The organism is Catenovulum sediminis, assembly GCF_007289895.1.
GTDB classification, from domain to species: domain Bacteria; phylum Pseudomonadota; class Gammaproteobacteria; order Enterobacterales; family Alteromonadaceae; genus Catenovulum; species Catenovulum sediminis.
This window is the reverse complement of sequence record NZ_CP041660.1, coordinates 2,243,384-2,262,410: the sequence shown is the minus strand read 5'-3', so window position 1 is coordinate 2,262,410 and position 19,027 is coordinate 2,243,384. Positions and strand designations below refer to the sequence as shown.

The 19,027-nt window shown below is 41.6% G+C and carries 17 protein-coding genes and 6 tRNA genes; 7 read left to right on the top strand and 16 right to left on the bottom strand.

Annotated elements, in window-relative coordinates; all coding sequences use genetic code 11:
* Window positions 1–130: 130 nt before the first annotated feature.
* The 3 genes from FNT16_RS09300 to FNT16_RS09290 all read right to left on the bottom strand — a co-directional run bounded on the left by FNT16_RS09300 (window position 131) and on the right by FNT16_RS09290 (window position 1,276).
* On the bottom strand, window positions 131–535 hold the full coding sequence (locus tag FNT16_RS09300; protein WP_143871324.1) for a GFA family protein: 405 nt from the start codon (window positions 533–535) through the stop codon (window positions 131–133).
* A gap of 562 nt (window positions 536–1,097) precedes the next feature.
* Window positions 1,098–1,173 (bottom strand) — tRNA-Val (locus FNT16_RS09295).
* 27 nt (window positions 1,174–1,200) lie between these two features.
* Window positions 1,201–1,276: transfer RNA gene (locus FNT16_RS09290), tRNA-Val, on the bottom strand.
* Between the two features lie 254 nt (window positions 1,277–1,530).
* Between FNT16_RS09290 and gltX the strand changes: the two genes are divergently transcribed.
* From gltX to FNT16_RS09255, 7 genes are all read left to right on the top strand, one after another.
* On the top strand, window positions 1,531–2,940 hold the full coding sequence (gene gltX / locus FNT16_RS09285) for a glutamate--tRNA ligase (RefSeq protein ID WP_143871323.1): 1,410 nt from the start codon (window positions 1,531–1,533) through the stop codon (window positions 2,938–2,940).
* 64 nt (window positions 2,941–3,004) lie between these two features.
* Window positions 3,005–3,080 (top strand) — tRNA-Ala (locus FNT16_RS09280).
* Window positions 3,081–3,152: 72 nt separating this feature from the next.
* Window positions 3,153–3,228, top strand: a tRNA-Glu gene (locus tag FNT16_RS09275).
* Between the two features lie 52 nt (window positions 3,229–3,280).
* Window positions 3,281–3,356, top strand: a tRNA-Glu gene (locus FNT16_RS09270).
* Between the two features lie 56 nt (window positions 3,357–3,412).
* Window positions 3,413–3,488, top strand: a tRNA-Glu gene (locus FNT16_RS09265).
* Between the two features lie 131 nt (window positions 3,489–3,619).
* Entirely contained in the window at window positions 3,620–4,216 is a 597-nt protein-coding gene (locus FNT16_RS09260) for a GspH/FimT family pseudopilin (RefSeq protein WP_143871322.1), read from the top strand.
* A 78-nt stretch (window positions 4,217–4,294) separates the two neighbouring features.
* The gene (locus FNT16_RS09255; RefSeq protein ID WP_143871321.1) at window positions 4,295–4,858 is read left to right on the top strand and encodes a GspH/FimT family protein; all 564 of its coding nucleotides are present in this window, start codon (window positions 4,295–4,297) and stop codon (window positions 4,856–4,858) included.
* Between the two features lie 13 nt (window positions 4,859–4,871).
* On the opposite strand, the gene FNT16_RS09250 is transcribed toward FNT16_RS09255, so the two are convergent.
* The 13 genes from FNT16_RS09250 to murJ all read right to left on the bottom strand — a co-directional run bounded on the left by FNT16_RS09250 (window position 4,872) and on the right by murJ (window position 18,925).
* Entirely contained in the window at window positions 4,872–5,201 is a 330-nt protein-coding gene (locus FNT16_RS09250) for a TapY2 family type IVa secretion system protein (protein WP_143871320.1), read from the bottom strand.
* Window positions 5,167–5,610, bottom strand: coding sequence for a type IV pilin protein (locus FNT16_RS09245; RefSeq protein ID WP_143871319.1), 444 nt, complete (start codon window positions 5,608–5,610; stop codon window positions 5,167–5,169). The genes FNT16_RS09250 and FNT16_RS09245 overlap by 35 nt, the downstream gene beginning before the upstream one ends.
* A complete protein-coding gene (locus FNT16_RS09240) occupies window positions 5,610–7,481 on the bottom strand; it encodes a pilus assembly protein (protein ID WP_143871318.1) in 1,872 nt (623 codons plus the stop codon). Before FNT16_RS09240 ends, FNT16_RS09245 begins: the two co-directional genes overlap by 1 nt.
* The gene (locus tag FNT16_RS09235; protein WP_143871317.1) at window positions 7,430–9,334 is read right to left on the bottom strand and encodes a pilus assembly protein; all 1,905 of its coding nucleotides are present in this window, start codon (window positions 9,332–9,334) and stop codon (window positions 7,430–7,432) included. The genes FNT16_RS09240 and FNT16_RS09235 overlap by 52 nt, the downstream gene beginning before the upstream one ends.
* 2 nt (window positions 9,335–9,336) lie before the next feature.
* The gene (locus FNT16_RS09230) at window positions 9,337–9,822 is read right to left on the bottom strand and encodes a pilus assembly PilX family protein (protein ID WP_143871316.1); all 486 of its coding nucleotides are present in this window, start codon (window positions 9,820–9,822) and stop codon (window positions 9,337–9,339) included.
* A complete protein-coding gene (locus FNT16_RS09225; RefSeq protein ID WP_143871315.1) occupies window positions 9,810–10,856 on the bottom strand; it encodes a PilW family protein in 1,047 nt (348 codons plus the stop codon). Before FNT16_RS09225 ends, FNT16_RS09230 begins: the two co-directional genes overlap by 13 nt.
* A gap of 9 nt (window positions 10,857–10,865) precedes the next feature.
* Window positions 10,866–11,420, bottom strand: coding sequence for a type IV pilus modification protein PilV (gene pilV / locus FNT16_RS09220; protein ID WP_143871314.1), 555 nt, complete (start codon window positions 11,418–11,420; stop codon window positions 10,866–10,868).
* 218 nt (window positions 11,421–11,638) lie between these two features.
* A complete protein-coding gene (gene ispH, locus FNT16_RS09215) occupies window positions 11,639–12,568 on the bottom strand; it encodes a 4-hydroxy-3-methylbut-2-enyl diphosphate reductase (protein WP_143871313.1) in 930 nt (309 codons plus the stop codon).
* A 7-nt stretch (window positions 12,569–12,575) separates the two neighbouring features.
* The gene (fkpB, locus tag FNT16_RS09210; RefSeq protein WP_143871312.1) at window positions 12,576–13,019 is read right to left on the bottom strand and encodes an FKBP-type peptidyl-prolyl cis-trans isomerase; all 444 of its coding nucleotides are present in this window, start codon (window positions 13,017–13,019) and stop codon (window positions 12,576–12,578) included.
* The gene (lspA, locus tag FNT16_RS09205; RefSeq protein WP_143871311.1) at window positions 13,003–13,512 is read right to left on the bottom strand and encodes a signal peptidase II; all 510 of its coding nucleotides are present in this window, start codon (window positions 13,510–13,512) and stop codon (window positions 13,003–13,005) included. Before lspA ends, fkpB begins: the two co-directional genes overlap by 17 nt.
* Window positions 13,512–16,340, bottom strand: a complete 2,829-nt coding sequence (gene ileS, locus FNT16_RS09200; protein ID WP_143871310.1) for an isoleucine--tRNA ligase — start codon at window positions 16,338–16,340, stop codon at window positions 13,512–13,514. The genes lspA and ileS overlap by 1 nt, the downstream gene beginning before the upstream one ends.
* Window positions 16,341–16,374: 34 nt before the next feature.
* A complete protein-coding gene (gene ribF / locus FNT16_RS09195; protein ID WP_143871309.1) occupies window positions 16,375–17,295 on the bottom strand; it encodes a bifunctional riboflavin kinase/FAD synthetase in 921 nt (306 codons plus the stop codon).
* 73 nt (window positions 17,296–17,368) lie between these two features.
* Window positions 17,369–18,925 (bottom strand): murein biosynthesis integral membrane protein MurJ, encoded by a 1,557-nt coding sequence (gene murJ / locus FNT16_RS09190; protein WP_143871308.1) that lies wholly within the window; start codon window positions 18,923–18,925, stop codon window positions 17,369–17,371.
* Window positions 18,926–19,027 lie beyond the last annotated feature (102 nt).

The following is a 19,027-nucleotide window of genomic DNA, read 5'->3' as shown; positions in this document are numbered from 1 at the left end:
TTTAACCCTTAACGGCATTAGAATTCGTTTATTTAGAATGACTAAACCCCCACTCATTCTGCTTTGTTAATGATTAAAATAGCCTATTGCTCAAAAATAATACAAAGATTCACACGCCCTAGCCACAGAATTACTTTTTCGGTGGTAATTCGTCAAAATGCGGGATTGAATTGGGCGACGTATACCAATTTGCTTTGGAAGCCCAGTGAATACTTTGCAAAGGTGTCGTATCTAGGTCTTCATCTAGTGAACCGGCGGGGATAACCAAAGTGTCTCGGCCCTTTACAGTCCACGGCAAAGCCGATCCACAGTGTTTGCAAAAACAAGTCGCAAAGTATTTTGCATCAGGCACTTCATACCGTTGCACTAAGTCTTCGCCTTTCAACCATATCAACTGACTATTTTTCGCATATAAATTAGATGCATGTGCACTGCCTGTTACTTTGCGACAACGGGAACAATGGCAATATTGAAATAATTGCACCGGAGGTTGCACTTCAAATTGAACTTGATTGCACAAACAACTGCCTTTCATATAAATACCTTTTTAGTTTTGAGTTTCGAGTTTCGAGCTGCAAGCTGCAAGCTGCAGCAAGCTAATTGTAGGTCGAAACTTGTAGCTTGCAACTTATCGCTAAAATGTAGGTCGCGGCTTCAGCCCGACAAAAGCATAATGCACAGATGATGAATTTAAAATGTCGCCCTAAAGGAACGACCTACACAGCTCGAAACTCGTGACTCGTAGCTCGAAACTTGTAGCTTGTAGCTTGTAGCTTGTAGCTTGTAGCTTAAAACTAAAATGTAGGTCGCGACTTTAGTCCGACAAAAGCATAATGCACAGATGATGAATTTAAAATGTCGTCCTAAAGGAACAACCTACACAGCTCGAAACTCGAAACTTGTAGCTTGTAGCTCGTAGCTTAAAGCTAAAATGTAGGTCGGACTTTAGTCCGACAAAAGCATAATGCACAGATGATGAATTTAAAATGTCGCCCTAAAGGGACGACCTACACAGCTCAAAGCTCGAAACATATGTTCTTTATCAGAGTAGAATACGATGAGATATTGAATTAGGAAATGTTATCAAAAGAAAAAATTGGTGGACGCTACTGGACTTGAACCAGTGACCCTCGCCTTGTAAGGGCGATGCTCTCCCAACTGAGCTAAGCGTCCATTTGGACTTAATGCAGATTTTAGAATTGGTGGACGCTACTGGACTTGAACCAGTGACCCTCGCCTTGTAAGGGCGATGCTCTCCCAACTGAGCTAAGCGTCCTCCGCTAGCTAACATAACTTTAGTTAAAGTTGACTGCCTCGCTATGTGGTGCGCATTATAGGGAAGCTCTGGCAGCTGTCAACAAAAATTCTTAAAAAAAATAGTAATTTCATTCAATCGACTATTAAATAGCCAACGCGCGTTAAAACTATACAAAATACACTTATTTCAATCAAAATCTAATTAGGAAACACTGGCAAGCATTGTTAAAATACCTTTTTACATTCCATTCTAAATTGCCGGATTTAAACATAATGACGATAAAAACACGTTTTGCACCCAGCCCTACGGGTTATTTGCATGTAGGGGGGGCTCGAACAGCTCTTTATTCTTGGTTATTTGCTAAAGCAAACCAAGGCGAATTTGTTCTACGCATTGAAGATACGGATATTGAGCGCTCAACTCAGCAAGCTATTGATGCGATAATGGATGGTATGCAATGGTTATCATTGGACTGGAATGAAGGCCCCTACTACCAAACAAAAAGATTTGACCGCTATAAAAGTTTAATTCAACAACTTTTAGATGAAGGTAAAGCCTATAAATGTTTTTGCAGCAGCGAAGAGCTCGACGAGATGCGCGAGAAACAAATGGCTGCCGGAGAAAAACCAAGATACAACGGAAAATGGCGTGATCGCACAGATCACCCAAGCGATCAGCCATACGTAATTCGCTTTAAAACCCCACAAACAGGCACGGTTGTATTCGATGACAAAATTCGCGGCAAAATCGAAGTGGCTAATAGTGAGCTTGATGATCTCATTATTCAACGCTCAGATGGCACGCCGACATATAACTTCTGCGTTGTTGTTGATGATTGGGACATGGGCATTACACATGTGGTGCGTGGTGAAGATCATATCAACAATACCCCTCGCCAAATTAACATATTAAATGCATTAAATGCGCCCGTGCCAACCTATGCTCACGTATCTATGATTTTGGGCGACGATGGTAAAAAGCTATCTAAACGTCACGGCGCTGTCAGCGTTATGCAATATCGTGATGATGGTTATTTACCACAAGCCTTACTTAATTATCTAGTGCGCTTGGGATGGTCTCATGGTGATCAAGAAGTTTTTTCTGTAGATGAGATGATTAGTCTATTCAGTTTAGAAGCCATTAATAAAGCCGCTTCTGCATTTAATACTGAAAAGTTAATTTGGTTGAACCAACATTACATCAAAACATTACCTGCAAGCGAAGTGGCGCAACACTTACAATGGCATTTAAGTGAGCAAAAGCTAGATACCAGCACAGGTCCAGCGATAGAAAGTGTTATCCAAGTGCAAGCTGACAGAGTTAAAACATTAAAAGAGTTAGTTGAGATTTCACGCTATTTTTATGAAGATTTCACTGAGTTTGATGAAAAAGCGGCCAAGAAGCACTTAAGGCCCGTCGCTAAAGAACCTTTAGTTTTAATAAAAGAAAAATTAGCAGCTTGTACCGAGTGGACACCAGAATCCCTTCACACGCTCATCAACGCAACTGCCGAAGAACTGGGTTTGGGCATGGGTAAAGTCGGAATGCCGCTTCGCGTGGCTGTCACGGGTGGTGGAAATTCACCTTCTTTAGATCAAACTTTACACTTAATTGGACAGGCAAAAACCTTGGCTAGAATCGATTTGGCAATAGAATTTATTAATAATCGAGAAAAGTCATAATTTTTTGTTGACATACTCAGTCGGGGTGCATAGAATGCGCCCCGCATTGAGGCAATGCTGGTTCGGGGCTATAGCTCAGCTGGGAGAGCGCAACACTGGCAGTGTTGAGGTCAGCGGTTCGATCCCGCTTAGCTCCACCAAATGTTCATAGTATGAACTGCGTTAATTCAATGTAATGGCCTGACAACATTTGTTGTCCTGTTTGATACAGCGTCCCATTCGTCTAGAGGCCTAGGACACCGCCCTTTCACGGCGGTAACAGGGGTTCGAATCCCCTATGGGACGCCACTTCAACCTTTTGGTTTAAGTAGTGTAACAAACAAATTAAAAGTTCCTAAGCGTCCCATTCGTCTAGAGGCCTAGGACACCGCCCTTTCACGGCGGTAACAGGGGTTCGAATCCCCTATGGGACGCCACTTTTAACTTCCTCGGTTAAGAGTAACGTTATACAAATTGCTTGAAGTTCCTATGCGTCCCATTCGTCTAGAGGCCTAGGACACCGCCCTTTCACGGCGGTAACAGGGGTTCGAATCCCCTATGGGACGCCATTTCATACAATTCTATTTAATGCCCATTTCGTTTTATATCAGTTTTAACCGCAAGATAAAATATCCTCGCATTTTCACTCAGTTTTGCCATAATTACCTAACATGTTCGAAGCATTTAAGCTGGAGTACGAATGTCACCTTTTTCACTGCGTAATTCGATACAGCGCGGCTTTACTCTACTAGAATTAATGTTAACTTTAGCGATCGCAGGTATTGCGCTAACCTTGGGTATACCCTCGTTGCTAGAAACCATTGTAGAAAACCGAATTAACACGGTTGTAATGAACTTAAATAAAGATATTGTTTCTGCTCGCAGTTATGCGGTGAACTATGAAACAACAATCACTATTTGCCCGTTAAACTCGAGTAATCAATGCAACAACCAATGGCACAACGGCTATACTGTGTTCATCGATAACAATGCAGACGCAGTGTTTGATTCTGCAACTGAGCGTAAACTATTTGTACGGGCTAAAGTTTCAACGGGTGATAGCCTGACATTTTCTGACGGCAGTGCACTCCAGTATCAATTTGATGGGACGCCAATCACCTCATTTAGTAACAATCAGCAGGGCATTTTTAAATATTGTCCGAGTGTTGATAACCCTGAATTGTATTCACGAGCAGTTATCATTGGGCTTAGTGGTCGACCGCGTGCTTCATCAGATATAGATCATGATGGGAAAGATGAAATAAACAGCTCGAATGATCACATTACCTGCATTTAAAAAATATTATTTGCTTGTTTTATAGTGGCTATTTTTCTAAGATAAGAACACACGGAAGAACAAATTCATGGAAGAAAGATGCACTATAAACAAGATGCTTTTACCCTGCTTGAACTGATTATTTTACTGGCCATTAGTTTAATTTCGCTCACTTTAGGTATTCCAAGTTTAAAAGAAACGCTCGTAGAATCGCGCGTAAACAACCATTTATATCAGTTAAATCAAGATATATTATTATCGCGTAACCACGCTGTGCAATTTAATTTCCCTGTTGTTATGTGCCCTTTAAATACTAACGGTGATTGTATTAATAACTGGAAACAAGGCTACAGTATATTTGTCGATCGAGATAATAATATTAAATTCGATCAGCAAATAGATACTCAAGTACGATTACGAAACCCAATTCAAAATCATGATAAATTTGAGTTTTCAGGCGGCCGTTACTTACGGTTTGGTGAAAACGGACATATAAAAGGACTTGCCGGGACATTTAGATACTGCCCGCACGTAGACGATAATGAACTCTATTCAAGAGCTGTTATTATTAGTTTAGGCGGACGCCCAAGGCTTTCAAGAGACATTGATAACGACGGCAAAGATGAAACAAATACCAACAGCAGCCATATTGTCTGCAATTAGTTTGTATCGTTTTTTACCTAGGTGTTCTCTCATCAAGTTTGATTGCTTCTACATTAACAAAAGAGCGGTTTAATCGTCTGCATTCAAAAACTTTGTTAATTTTTAGCACACTAGTACCATCCTCTGCATATACGCCCTGAGCTAAAGCGACCTGCATCGCGCTTCTTTCATCTGCAGCATGTGCTCCATCGATAAAGGCAATTTGAAATTTACCATTATTTAACTGAACGTAACATTTATAATCTAATGGCTGCGCAGACAACGAGGCGCTAAAGCCAGCTATCAATAACAGAGGTAAAGTACAAAGTTTAATACCAGCACAAACTCGTTGAATCATTTCCATCTTTATCCTCTGCAGATTTTTCACCCAAGTGATTAATGCTCAATGATGCACACTCTGGGTCATTGTTTTTCTGTGCGGTTACAGCTGTCGCTGTAACCGTATATTCTTGCGTTAAATCTAATCCTTGGGCCTCGACAATATCAATGGTAAACATTTCATTCTCGGCTATGTAAGGGTCATTTGGATAACCGAGTTCAGTCATATCCGCGGTATAAGTCATTTGATCAGCATAATAAGCTTCTTGCTTGTTGATCACCTTGACTAATTCACGCATCACATCACTGCGATAACTTTGCGAGTAATGATCAACATAAGCGGGATAAGCAACAGCGGCCAATATACCAACAATGGCTACCGATATCATAAGTTCGACCAACGTCAAACCCTGCACTTTATATGTTCCGAGCATTATTTCTCTTCAACCTTGGTATGTAATTTATATGTTTTTAAGCCGAAATCAATATCACAACTATTCGAATCTTCACATGACTCTCCTGGTTCACCTGTCGATCCTTTAGCTTCGATCACACCTGTATTATTTTCACCTTGACCAACACCGATAAAAGATAACAGGCTTTTACCATCTTCATTTTCACCCGCATAAGTAACAGGCGTATCAGGAATTCGATTACCAACGACCATTTCATTGCCCCAATCATAAATTTGCGTGCCATAGCTCAAATCCATCGCATAAAGCCGCCCTGTTCCTGCTTTTATGGTACAACTATTTGCAAGCACGCCACCATCCGGCGGTGTATAAGATGTGAAATATGCAACGCCACCGATAACCCGAGCTGCAGATAGTGACTTTTCACCTTTTCGCGCTAAGTCAATATACCAACCTTTTTTATTTGCAAGCCCATCAATCAATATACTATCCAAGTCATTATTTGCAATGGCTTGTTGAATAGGATCTCCTGTCATATCAAATAAATCATCTTCACGAATGTTGGACCAATTCGGCGTAGTAGTATAGGAATCAGTAATAATATTGCGATCTTGAATAACATATAAACGATCATTGGTGGTCGACGAATTCGGATGCGCTCGGTCGCCGCTACCAATCACAATCCCCTCATACGGGACTTCTTTTGAGACCACGACAGTTGATGATTCATTACCCGTGATACTGACCCTTTTCTTAACATTGAAAAACGTTCGTACAACCGTCGGTTCATTAAAAAATTTACGCTTGTCGGCCTGAGCCTCTCCTGACACAGAAGCTAATTTATAGGCGGTCCATTTACTTTCATCTGAACCAAATAAATCCATTCGCCATACATTTCCACCTAGATCACCGGCGTAAATACGATCAATAAAGCCGTCAAAATCAGAATCAAGCGCCGCAACTTTAGCCGGCACAGCATCTAAAATATTCACTTCGGTGTTATTGCCTAAATTTGCGTCGGGTGTAAAACTCCAAACTCTTTCGCCAGTATCTGCATTTACAATATAGATCCCGCGACCTGATGTTGTTGACCCCGCAGAATCTGCATCGCTGACATATCCCGCGCCCAAAATAAGGACAGGCGTTGATGTGGCAATTCGAGAAGATTTAATAAACCCGACAACCGGCTGAGACCAGCTTTGTGCAAGTGTTGGAAATTGATTTGAACCACCGGTAATTGTCCATTTTAAGGATGGCGAATCAGGCGAAGTCACATCAAACGCAAAGTATTGATTTCCACCCCGTCGCATACCCGTAAATAACCAAACTTTGTCTCCGTCTGCAGCCGAAATTGTTCCATCTGTATCTTTGACATAGGCAACTGGAGAACCATCCATACCATACACTTTAGAGGCATTGGTGACATTGTCTCTCAAAATATCTAAGTTCGGATACACGCTGGTCGGAATAAAAGACCATGACTCGGTAATAGTCGCTCCATTGTCATCAAGCATATGTAAAAAACCAGCATTGGTACCAACAACTATACGTAAATCCTGGTTATTAACACTTCCACCATAATTGATAACTAAGGGTTTAGAATGCAAAGGATCACCGAATACATCGGTTCTCATTTCACTTGTATTACCATCATTATCTTCATCATGGACATCAACGCCACGAGCCCAATCGATAAGAGTAGATTCTTCACCACTTGCCACACCTAGGGTTGCAGATAAGTTTGCTATCCCTGTGCTTGCATTTAAATAGTTGAAGGTTTGCAGCGCTCCCCCGCCTCCAGTATTTGAATAGATCGTTCGATCAGCCGGTGACTTATTCGCTAAATACTCAGCCACCCCACCACGATCGACATCATTACCATCTGCACACACAGTGCCTTGCTCACAGCTACTTGTCGCCCCCAAAAGCTAAATGCCGTACTCGCAATATTGCCGTTCGAGTCAATCGCAGGCAATCCATTTGAATCGACAATAACGTTATCTGCTACCACTAGTTTTTTAAGATTACCCGGCCATCTAGGTCCATCATCGGGGAAAAACATTGAATAATACACATTATCCAAACTTCGCGTTCGGTCGAAATTATTAGATGCCACAGAAGGCGATGTAAAAGAAGCGCTCTGTTCTAAAATACTAATCAGTGCTTTTTGTAAGGCTGAAGCTAATTCATCGGGATCGGTTGCTGAATAATATGCACCGCCTCCTTTTTGAGCAGCTGCCTGTAAAATAGGTTCAGCATTAATGGCATCACTACCAAAGCCTATGGTGTAACTGACTACATTTTGAATACCATCTAAATTTTCGTTAACATCATTATTAAACATCCACTCTGTTAACACTGGTAAATAGTTCCCATCCACAGCGGATTGTGAGTTGGCACTCGACAAGGCCGCAATGCTGGCATTCGCATCATTGTCTTTTGTGGGTTGCCCGTCGGTTATCACAACGACATAAGCTTCGTTACGACAGTTATTGCCATACGGTGTAATATAACTACCAGCGCTTTCTGCTGAGGGATCTTTATCCGGTTCAATATAGACATCGGAATGATTTAACCAGCTTGGTACATAACTCCCATTTTCATTGCCATACTTCACCGAAAGACCAGCAAAATAACGGTAAACTTCATACATACTTTCACACAAAGGCGTATTGGTTTGTGCTTGAATATTATTAATTGTATTTAACAAAGTATCCGTTTCTGCATTACTACGTGTTTTGATTGCAGAAACAACTCGGCCACCATCATTGTGTCCTTCATTCGGATAATTAATGTTAAAAAGCGTTAACCCAAAATCGACTGTTGCGGTCGCGTTTACGACAGAAGAAATAGCTTCTTTAGCAATTGTTAAACGGCTTTTGTTATTGCTACCCACATCTGCTGCTGATGCTGTTTTCCAGTTTAAATAATTACCGGTATACAAAGTAACAACGTTAACATCGGCAAATGTCGCTTTAGTATTTTGATAGGTGGTATCATTTTCAATGTTGCTGGGATCACTCACAAAATAGTGTGTATGTGTCGTTTTATTGTTGCCCTGCCCTGTTGCATAACCATTGACTGGCAGGCCGGCGCCAATAAGAGTACCATTACCGCTTTGCGCACCAAACTCACCTGGATTGTTTTGATCCACCTCCAGCACATCTTTTAAACAATCCATGACATCCGTTGCATTCATGCCATTATTTTCACGCAAACTACGCCAGCTATTTTTATTCTGACCGCTAGTATAATATTCCCCTACTCGGTCGACATAATACCCTTGTCCGCCTTCTATTAATGAATAATTCGAAAAATCAGCGCCCGCTTGCGCTAATTCATAACCATTTTGTTCAGTGCCATTGGTGTTGTGTCGCCATAATCCGTATAAAGGGATAAAAGATTGATTACACGCATTAATTAATTCATTAAACCTTCTTGTATCATCAACTGGGTCTGGAAATTCTGAGGCACCCGATGCGCCAACTGAAAAAAATACAGCCCTTTCATTCGCGCCATTGGTGTAGTGTCCATCATACGTTTGTGCTGGATCATAACTCGCTTTTACACTTTCACTGATTTGCATACTGCCTGAGTTATCGAAAATTATCATAACCTGAGGTGCAGTGCCGACTCGGTCAGCAATATTGCGAACATATAACTCAATATCTTCACCGCGACTTGAAAAACTGGTTATAAAAGTGACTAGCAACACACAAGATGTTAAAAGTTTAATGCGCTTCATCCTTAACTTTCCCCCGGAATTTGACTAGCAACAGCTGTCACCACTTCGGTGCGACCATGTTCATTTTGTCCAAATTGATGTTGCACTTTTATTTCGAATCTTGTGCAACGTATGTATGAATCACTTGCTTGTGTCCTGCTAAAATGTGGGCAATTAGTTGGGTTGTCTGTTAAAGCTTCGGCTTCTCCATTTAAATTTTCTCCACTCAAAGAAACTGAGTTTACATCTGATGTTCCTGTTAACGGGTTTACACCTGCAAAGAGCGCATCACGATTATGTGCTTTGTTGATAAATTCGTCGCTGCCACCAAGCGTTGCATTTAGCGAACTTTTTTTAATGACAGTGGCATGCGCCATTTTGGTGTCTAAAGAGGTGTTATACAATAAGGTCACGGCTAAGGAAGTTAGCACCAACATCAACACCAAAGCAACCGCTAACGCAGCTCCCTGTTGCGAGTGTATTTTTTGTAATTGTATTAATTGCGCCATACTTCATTACCTGCGTTCATAATGTGGATAGTTGTAGTAAACAGGGTTCGTCGATAATTATCGGCAACTTGATAAACGTAACTGCCTAAGTCATAAATGTTGGTATTATCAATACTCATGTCCTTTTCCAGCGCGCGGACTAAGATGTGCACCCTAACCGCCAAAATAGCGGATCTTTCATGTTCCCAATCTTCGCGCGTCAGTTCACTTGCCTTGGCATAATAATTAACAGCACCATCGTCGTCGGTATCAATACCATATAAAAAGCCTAACCTTTCGACCCCTTCAACTAGATTAAATGTTTTTAAAGAACCCTGATTATTGGTGCTGTTGGCCGTTTTATATAAATACTTACGCTTTAATATCGGTATCGATAATCCAGCTCTGATATCCTCGGCAATATAATAAATATGGTGCAAATATTCGTTAATACTTGCATTATCAATGCTTGGCGTCGCATCTGAGCCTGCGTAAATAACCCCTTGGTTATCTGTTGATGTGAGATAGTAACGCGTATCTTTTTCCGTCCCCGCGGGAGTAGCTGTGCCCATAACGCGTTTAATTTGTATCACGTCAGTACCAACAACTGCATCAGCAATACAAGCATTAAATATCTCGTTAAAGGTCGTGTGCATGCCCCATATATGCCTAAAGAAGAAATCGCTATCCTCTACAAAAAATGAGCCATTATTTTCACCCTCACCTAAGCAATCGGCACCAGATACGCCTACTTTACTGCCATTCACTACGTCCAATCGTATGGCTTTAATATCTGCACCTGCGGCCTCGTGTATACTCATACCGGTAAAGTTTCCCCAGTAACCCGCCATCATAATATCTTTCGATAACAAGGCCATTGCTAACCGGCCATTCTCTTGCATTTCGCCTCGCTGTACGGTATCAGATACAGTTTCATCAGATGCAATTAAAAGTCCGATAACTCCAGAGAAAACGAGTAGACCGATCGACATAGCGACTAAAAACTCAGCCAGTGAATATCCTGTTTGTTGTATTTTGTAGAATGAATTGCGCATCAGGAAATCCTAATAAATATGAGAAGAAAGTGTCACTTGACGCCGTTTATTACTTGTTTCACCACAGTTCTTCTCAAAGGTTGAGCCGTTATCAGCAGCGTCTTTTGATGCCTCGCGCGCCATCCAACTGACAACGATTGTGACATGACCATCATTGTTTTCAATGCACCCCGTCGGTTTAAGCAAACCGCCAACATTACTACCATTGCTGTTAATGACAGATTGACCGATTATACTTAAATGCCATTGAAATGTATCGTAGAGAGCCAATTGAGTAGGCGTGCAATAGTTGTTTGCAGTACAATCAACTTGAGAAGCAACTGAAAAGCTGCCAGTGCCATAGCTGGTACCGACATAGTCGTTTATTTGTGATTTGTTCAAGCGCATACGCTCTAAAATATCATGAGCATAAAAGACGGCGAGCGATCTTTGACTCGCATCAACACCATTGCGTTTAGCCGTTGCTTGAGTAGCCACTGCTCCCACAATACCAATCGCCATGACTGACATTGCAATAATTAACTCAATAAGAGAAAAACCCGATTGGCGTTTCATATTACGCATAATATCCCTATTATTGACTACAGCTAAAAGTTTCTAAGAAATGATACAGAAGGTTAAAATTTAACACATCTTTTAACAATGTAACAGTATTTTGCAGACTGCTACCTATGAGTAATGGGTAGTTAGAGTACGACACAATCTCTTATTCCTATACTGGTTGATATTTCGTCAGTACAACTATAGATCAGAAATATGAGATTGTGTTTAATGAACTGAGCTTATCTCAACTCAATTGGTAAAGAAAACACTACATTTTCTTCTATACCAGGCTTTTCATGAACCACACCACCACAAATATCACCAAGCTTTTCAACCACTTGCTTAACCAATATTTCAGGCGCTGAAGCACCAGCTGTGACACCGACAGAGTTCACATTTTCAAACCATTGTTGTTTGATATCGTCAGCCGTATCAATTAAAAACGCAGTACTACCGACTTTTTCAGCTAATTCCCTAAGTCGGTTAGAGTTGGAGCTATTTTTTGCACCGACTACCAATACCACATCATTATCATTCGCCAGTTTACGCACTGCATCTTGACGGTTTTGCGTTGCGTAACAGATATCGTCTTTGCGAGGCCCGTTAATTTCTGGAAATTTGGTACGCAATGCATCAATCACATCAGCCGTATCATCAACAGACAAGGTAGTTTGAGAGCAATAATAAAGGTTACTTGAGTCTTTAACCGTTAAATTGGCAACATCTTCAACAGATTCAACTAAGTAAATTCCACCATGCGGATTTGAATACTGCCCCATCGTCCCTTCAACTTCAGGGTGCCCATGATGACCAATCAGAATACATTCAGTACCTTTGCGGCTCGCGCGTGTGACTTCCATATGCACCTTTGTCACCAAAGGACAAGTAGCATCAAATATTTTTAACCCCCGATTTTTTGCTTCTTGTCTGACCGCCTGAGAAACGCCATGAGCACTGAAAATAACAATGCTGTCATCGGGAATTTCGTTTAATTCATCAACGAATACCGCACCACGTTCTCGTAAACCATCAACAACATATTTGTTATGCACGACTTCATGACGCACATAAATAGGTTTTTCGAAAAGCTCTAAAGCTCTTTCTACAATACTAATTGCGCGGTCTACACCGGCGCAAAAACCACGAGGATTTGCCAGTTGAATTTGCATATATTACCTAGTTTAAATTTTCGACTGAGATTATTTCAACCTCAAATACCACCGTTAAGCCTGTCAATGGGTGATTAAAATCAACCGTTACGGAATCACCCACGACCTCACGCACAATGCCTGGTAATTCATTACCATCGGGCTGCGCAAACGTAATAATATTACCCACTTCAGCTGGTGTATCGGCTGCAAACTTAGTTCGGTCTAAGTAGTAAATATTATCTGGGTTGGGTTGGCCAAACGCATCTTCTGGTGCTAATTTGAAACTGCGCTTATCTCCCTCTTTCAGACCCAATAAGCAAACTTCAAAGTTTTCAGTCAACGAACCATCCCCCATAACAAACCGAGCGGGTTTGTTATGCACTTTGGTGCTTTCTGCGGCCGTACCATCTTCCAAAACGATGGAAAAATGCATCGTGACCTGACTGCCTCGATTAATTAGATTTGTCATGCGCAACTTGCTCTTTGTTTGCTAAAAATGCATCTAACAGGACACAACCGGCACCCATCACAATTGCCATATCTGCAATATTGAAAGCCGGCCATCGACCATATAACGGAATCGTAAAATCTAGAAAATCAACGACATAACCGTACGCGGCACGATCGTATAAATTACCTGCAGCGCCACCTAATATTAGATTAAAGCCAACGGTTAAGATTTTTTGTTTACGCTCAGTCTGTGCCAGCCAATAAGTCAACAATATAATAGCAGCTACAGCTATCGCGGTGAAAAACCATCGTTGCCAACCACCACTGTCAGCTAAAAAGCTAAAAGCCGCACCATAATTATGTACATATGTCAGGTTAAAATAGCTTGTTATTTGTACACTATCATACAACTCAAATTGTTGCATTACGGCAATTTTTGTAATTTGATCCAAAATCAAAACTAAAATTGCTAGCCAGATCCAAGCTAACCCCGTGTGTTTAAATTTATTCATTAAGCATATTGGCGAGATTCGCCTTCTCCATCTACGTTACTAATGCAACGACCACACAAGCTCGGATGTTTCTCATCGCTTTGCACGTCCTCGCGGTAGTGCCAGCAGCGTTCACATTTTTCGCCCTTGCTCGCTTGAATCGCAATTTTTAAACCTTCAAGTTCAGTAGCGGAAACACTATCATCTGCTTCGCTCAGTGGTTTTAGTTCAGCTTTTGAAGTAATCAGTACAAATCTTAATTCGTCTTCTAGCTTATTTAATACAGTCAAAATTGCTTCACTCGCATAAAGTGTAACTTCGGCTTGTAAAGAAGCTCCAATCACATCTTCACGACGTGCGGTTTCAAGCAGACGATTCACTTCATCTTTCACCGCCATTACTTGCTGCCAATCTGCATCTGAGATTTTGGCATGACTTTCTAAAGCAGCTAAACCATCAAACCACTGCGCAGTGAAGACATACTCATCCCGTTGACCCGGTAATGCCTGCCATAGCTCTTGTGCAGTAAAACTCAGAATTGGAGCCATCCAGCGTGTTAATGCTTCAGCAATTAGATACAATGCAGTTTGACATGAACGACGCGCGTGACCATCTGCTTTCGCTGTGTATTGACGATCTTTAATGACATCCAAATAGAAGCTACCCATATCAATAGAGCAAAAGTGCATCAATTTTTGCACAACTTGTAAACACTGATACTCATCATAAGCTTGTATAATTTCCTGCTGGATATCAAATGCTTTAGCCACCGCCCAACGATCCAACTCAACCATATCTTCTAATGCAACTTGGTCAGTCGCTGGGTCAAAACCATTTAAGTTAGACAATAAGAAACGAGCCGTGTTACGAATACGACGGTAGGCATCCGCTGAACGTTTTATAATTTCATCTGATACGGTAATTTCACCGGTGTAATTGGCAGAAGCTATCCACAACCGTAAAATGTCAGCACCAAATTTAGAAATAACTTCTTGTGGACTGACAGTATTGCCTAAAGACTTAGACATTTTTCGACCATCTTTGTCGACCGTAAAGCCATGCGTTAATACTTGCTGATACGGTGCTTGATCTTTTAGTGCGATACCTGTCATCAAGGATGACATAAACCAACCGCGGTGTTGGTCTGAACCTTCTAGATACAAATCAGCTTGTTTTTTAGAGTAAGTATCACGCGCATCGACAACACATGCATGTGTGACACCAGAATCAAACCAGACATCTAGAGTATCTGGCACTTTAGAATAGTGCTGGGCATCATCACCTATCAATTCTGCGGCATCAATATCAAACCACGCCTGAATACCAGCATCTTCTACTTTTTTTGCTACTTGTTCAATAATTTGCGGTGTGTTCGGGTGCAATTCACCCGTTTCATTATGAATCAAGAGCGCAATAGGAACGCCCCAAGTACGCTGGCGCGAAATACACCAGTCTGGACGCCCTTCAACCATACTACGGATACGTCCTTCACCCCACGCAGGGATCCACTTAGTTTTACCAATTTCAGCCAAAGATTTAGCACGCAAGCCAGCTTTCTCCATCGAAATAAACCACTGTGGCGTGGCGCGAAAGATAATCGGCGTTTTATGTCGCCAGCAATGCGGATAACTGTGCGCGTATGCGTGATGATGAACCAAGGCGCCACGCTCTTTTAACAATTCGACAATCAGCGGGTTCGCTTTACTGACATGCTGACCGGCAAACAGCTCAGTACCTTCCAAATAAACGCCATTTGCACCAACCGGATTCGCAACTTCTAAATCGTATTGTTTACCAACAACAAAATCGTCTTGGCCGTGACCCGGTGCAGTATGCACACAACCCGTACCTGATTCTGTTGTAACATGTCCGCCTAAAATAACAGGTACGGTAAAGTCATAAAACGGATGCTGTGCTTGTGCAAGCTCTAACTCTGCACCTTTACAAAAACCTAATGCATGATATTTTTCAAAACCAAAACGATCCATCGCAGATTCAACTAGATCTGATGCTAAAATCAGTCTTTCTTTAGCATTTTCATCGTCGACTTGTACCAATGTATATTCTAAATCCGGGTGCACAGCCACAGCACGGTTAGCTGGCAAGGTCCATGGTGTTGTGGTCCAGATTACAACTGAAATATCACCAGTGCCGGCATGCCCTTCTGGATGATTAAACTTATCAGCGATAGCGCTATCAACTAGTTTAAAACGCACATCGATGGCAGGAGACTCTTTGTCTTTGTATTCCACTTCCGCTTCAGCTAACGCAGAACCACAATCGGTGCACCAGTGAACTGGTTTAAATCCTTTTTCTAAATGTCCGTTTTCTACAATTTTGCCCAACGAACGTATAATATTTGCTTCAAACTTAAAATCCATCGTCAGGTATGGATTATCCCATTCACCCAACACGCCTAAGCGCATAAAATCACTTTTCTGCCCTTCTACTTGTTTTTTTGCATACTCACGACACTTTTCACGGAATTGAGCGGCTGTCACTTTGCGGCCAGGTTTACCAACCTTTTTCTCTACTTGCAGCTCAATTGGCAAACCGTGGCAATCCCAACCTGGAACATAAGGCGCGTCAAAGCCTGAGATTGTTTTAGATTTAATAATAATATCTTTTAATACTTTATTTACAGCATGACCCAAATGAATATTGCCGTTTGCATACGGAGGCCCATCGTGCAAAACAAACTGTGGGCAACCTGCTCTGGCTTGACGAATCGCTTTATACAGGCCTTTTTCTTGCCATTTTTTCAGCATAGCTGGCTCTCTTTTTGCCAGATCGCCTCGCATTGGAAAGCTTGTTTCAGGTAAATTTAGCGTTTGTTTGTAATCACTCATTGTTTTGCCATATTCCTGCTGTAAATTTGTAATCTCAAATCGCAAAGTATTTTTTTGCAATTTGACTGTCTAATTCGATTTGTTCTTTCAACTCAGCAAACGAAGCGAACTTTTTTTCTTCGCGGATTTTCTGACGAAAAATCACTTCAATTCTTTGCTGATATAAATTTTCTGCAAAATTGAAAATATGCACTTCTAATTGGTTTATTGTACCGTTTAATGTAGGCCGATGACCAACATTTGCAACACCAAAATGTCTTAAACCTGCATAATTAACTTCTACGGCAAACACACCGGAGACTGGTGAAACTTTACGATTCATCAATATATTAGCGGTTGGGAATCCAATTGTACGGCCATTTTTTTCACCATGTACAACAGTTCCCCAAACACTATAGGGTCGCCCTAATAATTTTTCAGCCTGTTCAAATTGCCCGTCAGCGACCCGTTGCCTGATGGCCGTACTACTGATTCTTTGATTGCTGTTTGTCAGTGTTTTAGTATCTTCTACCGTAAACCCTGCTTTTTTACCCGCCGCTTTTAACAACTCAAAGTCACCACGACGCTGGCAACCAAAACGAAAGTCATCACCAATCACAATGTGTTTAACCGCCAACTTATCAACCAGAAGTTTTTGAATAAACTCATCCGCGGTCAAAGCTGCAAATGCAGGGCTAAAACGTACGCACAACAATCGGTCAGCATGGGGTTTTAACAGCTGATATTTCTCTCGCCAGCGAATAAGCCTTGCTGGCGCTGCATCTGGGTTAAATACTTCAACCGGTTGAGGTTCAAAGGTCATCACAACAGACGGTAACGCATACTTTTCAGCTGCGCGCTTCAACTGAGCTAAAACAGATAAATGTCCTAGGTGGACCCCATCAAAATTACCAATAGTCAGGACACAGCCCTGATGTTTAGCCTGAATGTTATGAATGCCTCGGATTAACTCCATGCCGACTCACTGTAATAAAAAATCCGCGCGATTATATACCCAAACCCTACATAGATGCGAGTTTAGCTTTTGACTATATCACTTTTAAATGTTTTGCCCTGACGCCGGACAAGGTTAATACAATAATATAAGTAATTGCCCCAACGCCAATGAGTGCAACCAACCAATAAATGCGTTTTAAGCTATCCATCGAAATCCAACTTTTGCTTTCAGGCATTAGATAATAAATAACCGCCAGCATCGCAAGTGACGAAACAATACAGCGAGTGATGGTCAGTAAACTGCTTTTCGATAGTTGATAAACCTGGCTGCGTTTAAGGTGGTAATACAAAAAACCGGCGTTAAATGCAGCCGATAGGCTGGTTGCCAGCGCTAGCCCTGTATGTGCTAGCGGAAATATTAATATTAAATTAAATACCATATTTAACAGCATGGCTTGAATACCAATTTTGACAGGTGTTTTAGTGTCTTGTCTTGAGAAAAAACCACTGGCTAAAACTTTAATCAACATAAAAAACACCAAGCCAATTGCATAGGCCATTAGACTGAGACGACTTTGCGCCGCATCGACGGCATCAAATTCACCTCGCATAAACAGCACCATTAGCATGGGTTCGGCGAGTATCATTAGGCCAAAGCCTGAGGGTATACCGAGTAAACAGACCATCCGCAGCCCCCAGTCCATTGTCTGCGCAAACTCTTGAGCGCTGGCATGCACATGGTTTTTAGAAAGTTGAGGCAATATCACAGTTGCGATTGCGATACCAAATAACCCTAGCGGAAACTCTAATAGCCGATCTGAATAATATAACCAACTAATCGAGCCAAACTGTAAGAAACTGGCCAAAACAGTATCAAACAACAAGTTTATTTGACTCACTGAAACGCCGAATAATGCAGGTAACATGAGCAAGCGTATTTTTTTAACACCCGGGTCACTCCACCCCCATTGAGGTTTACAAATCACGCCCACTTTAAGTAAAAATGGAATTTGAAACGCCAATTGCAGCATGCCACCAAAAAATACGCCCCATGCTAAGGCAAACGCAGGGTTAGCGAAACTATCAGCAAAAACGATCGCGGCAGTTATCATACTGATATTCAGTAGCACAGGCGTAAATGCTGCAGCGCCAAACTGGCCCCAAGTATTGAGTATGGCCCCCGCCAGCGCCGTTAAGGCAACAAAAAATAGGTATGGAAAAGTGATTTTTAACATTAAGCTGGCTAACAAATAGATATCACCTCCGGGTGCATCATTTAGCCAATCCAAAAACCAGCCAGTCCCAAACAGCGCAATGACAATAGGAGAGCCAATAACGCCTAATATTGTAGTCAGTAAAACAATGGTTCCCAGCGTTCCTGCAACTCTGGCAACAAGTAATTTAGTTTCATCGATTGATTTGCCTTCCTTGTACTCAGTCAAGACGGGTACAAACGCCTGCGCAAAAGCGCCCTCTGCAAATAGGCGACGCAAGAAGTTAGGAATCTTATTGGTCAGTATAAAAACGTCTGACGCGGCTCCCGCCCCTAATAAATTGGCTATCACCACATCCCGTACCAAGCCCAATATGCGAGAAACTAACGTCATCAGACTGAAAATCATGCCTGAGCGCAACAAACTTTTAGCCAAGATTATTCCCTTGTTTACCCGAAAAGGCGCCAGTATACCTTGTAAAGATAGGATTAGAATGCTAAAACTGCCTAATTACACTATTAAGTGTCTTTTTTATGC

Excerpts from the sequence above, each read along its gene's own strand:
- fkpB (WP_143871312.1), bottom strand. The coding sequence starts at position 13,019 with ATGACAAATCTAATTAATCGAGGCAGTCAGGTCACGATGCATTTTTCC.
- FNT16_RS09300 (WP_143871324.1), bottom strand. The coding sequence starts at position 535 with ATGAAAGGCAGTTGTTTGTGCAATCAAGTTCAATTTGAAGTGCAACCT.
- FNT16_RS09260 (WP_143871322.1), top strand. The coding sequence starts at position 3,620 with ATGTCACCTTTTTCACTGCGTAATTCGATACAGCGCGGCTTTACTCTA.
- FNT16_RS09225 (WP_143871315.1), bottom strand. The coding sequence starts at position 10,856 with ATGCGCAATTCATTCTACAAAATACAACAAACAGGATATTCACTGGCT.
- ribF (WP_143871309.1), bottom strand. The coding sequence starts at position 17,295 with ATGGAGTTAATCCGAGGCATTCATAACATTCAGGCTAAACATCAGGGC.
- gltX (WP_143871323.1), top strand. The coding sequence starts at position 1,531 with ATGACGATAAAAACACGTTTTGCACCCAGCCCTACGGGTTATTTGCAT.
- pilV (WP_143871314.1), bottom strand. The coding sequence starts at position 11,420 with ATGCGTAATATGAAACGCCAATCGGGTTTTTCTCTTATTGAGTTAATT.
- FNT16_RS09250 (WP_143871320.1), bottom strand. The coding sequence starts at position 5,201 with ATGGAAATGATTCAACGAGTTTGTGCTGGTATTAAACTTTGTACTTTA.
- FNT16_RS09245 (WP_143871319.1), bottom strand. The coding sequence starts at position 5,610 with ATGCTCGGAACATATAAAGTGCAGGGTTTGACGTTGGTCGAACTTATG.
- lspA (WP_143871311.1), bottom strand. The coding sequence starts at position 13,512 with ATGAATAAATTTAAACACACGGGGTTAGCTTGGATCTGGCTAGCAATT.
- FNT16_RS09255 (WP_143871321.1), top strand. The coding sequence starts at position 4,295 with ATGCACTATAAACAAGATGCTTTTACCCTGCTTGAACTGATTATTTTA.
- ileS (WP_143871310.1), bottom strand. The coding sequence starts at position 16,340 with ATGAGTGATTACAAACAAACGCTAAATTTACCTGAAACAAGCTTTCCA.
- ispH (WP_143871313.1), bottom strand. The coding sequence starts at position 12,568 with ATGCAAATTCAACTGGCAAATCCTCGTGGTTTTTGCGCCGGTGTAGAC.
- FNT16_RS09235 (WP_143871317.1), bottom strand. The coding sequence starts at position 9,334 with ATGAAGCGCATTAAACTTTTAACATCTTGTGTGTTGCTAGTCACTTTT.
- FNT16_RS09230 (WP_143871316.1), bottom strand. The coding sequence starts at position 9,822 with ATGGCGCAATTAATACAATTACAAAAAATACACTCGCAACAGGGAGCT.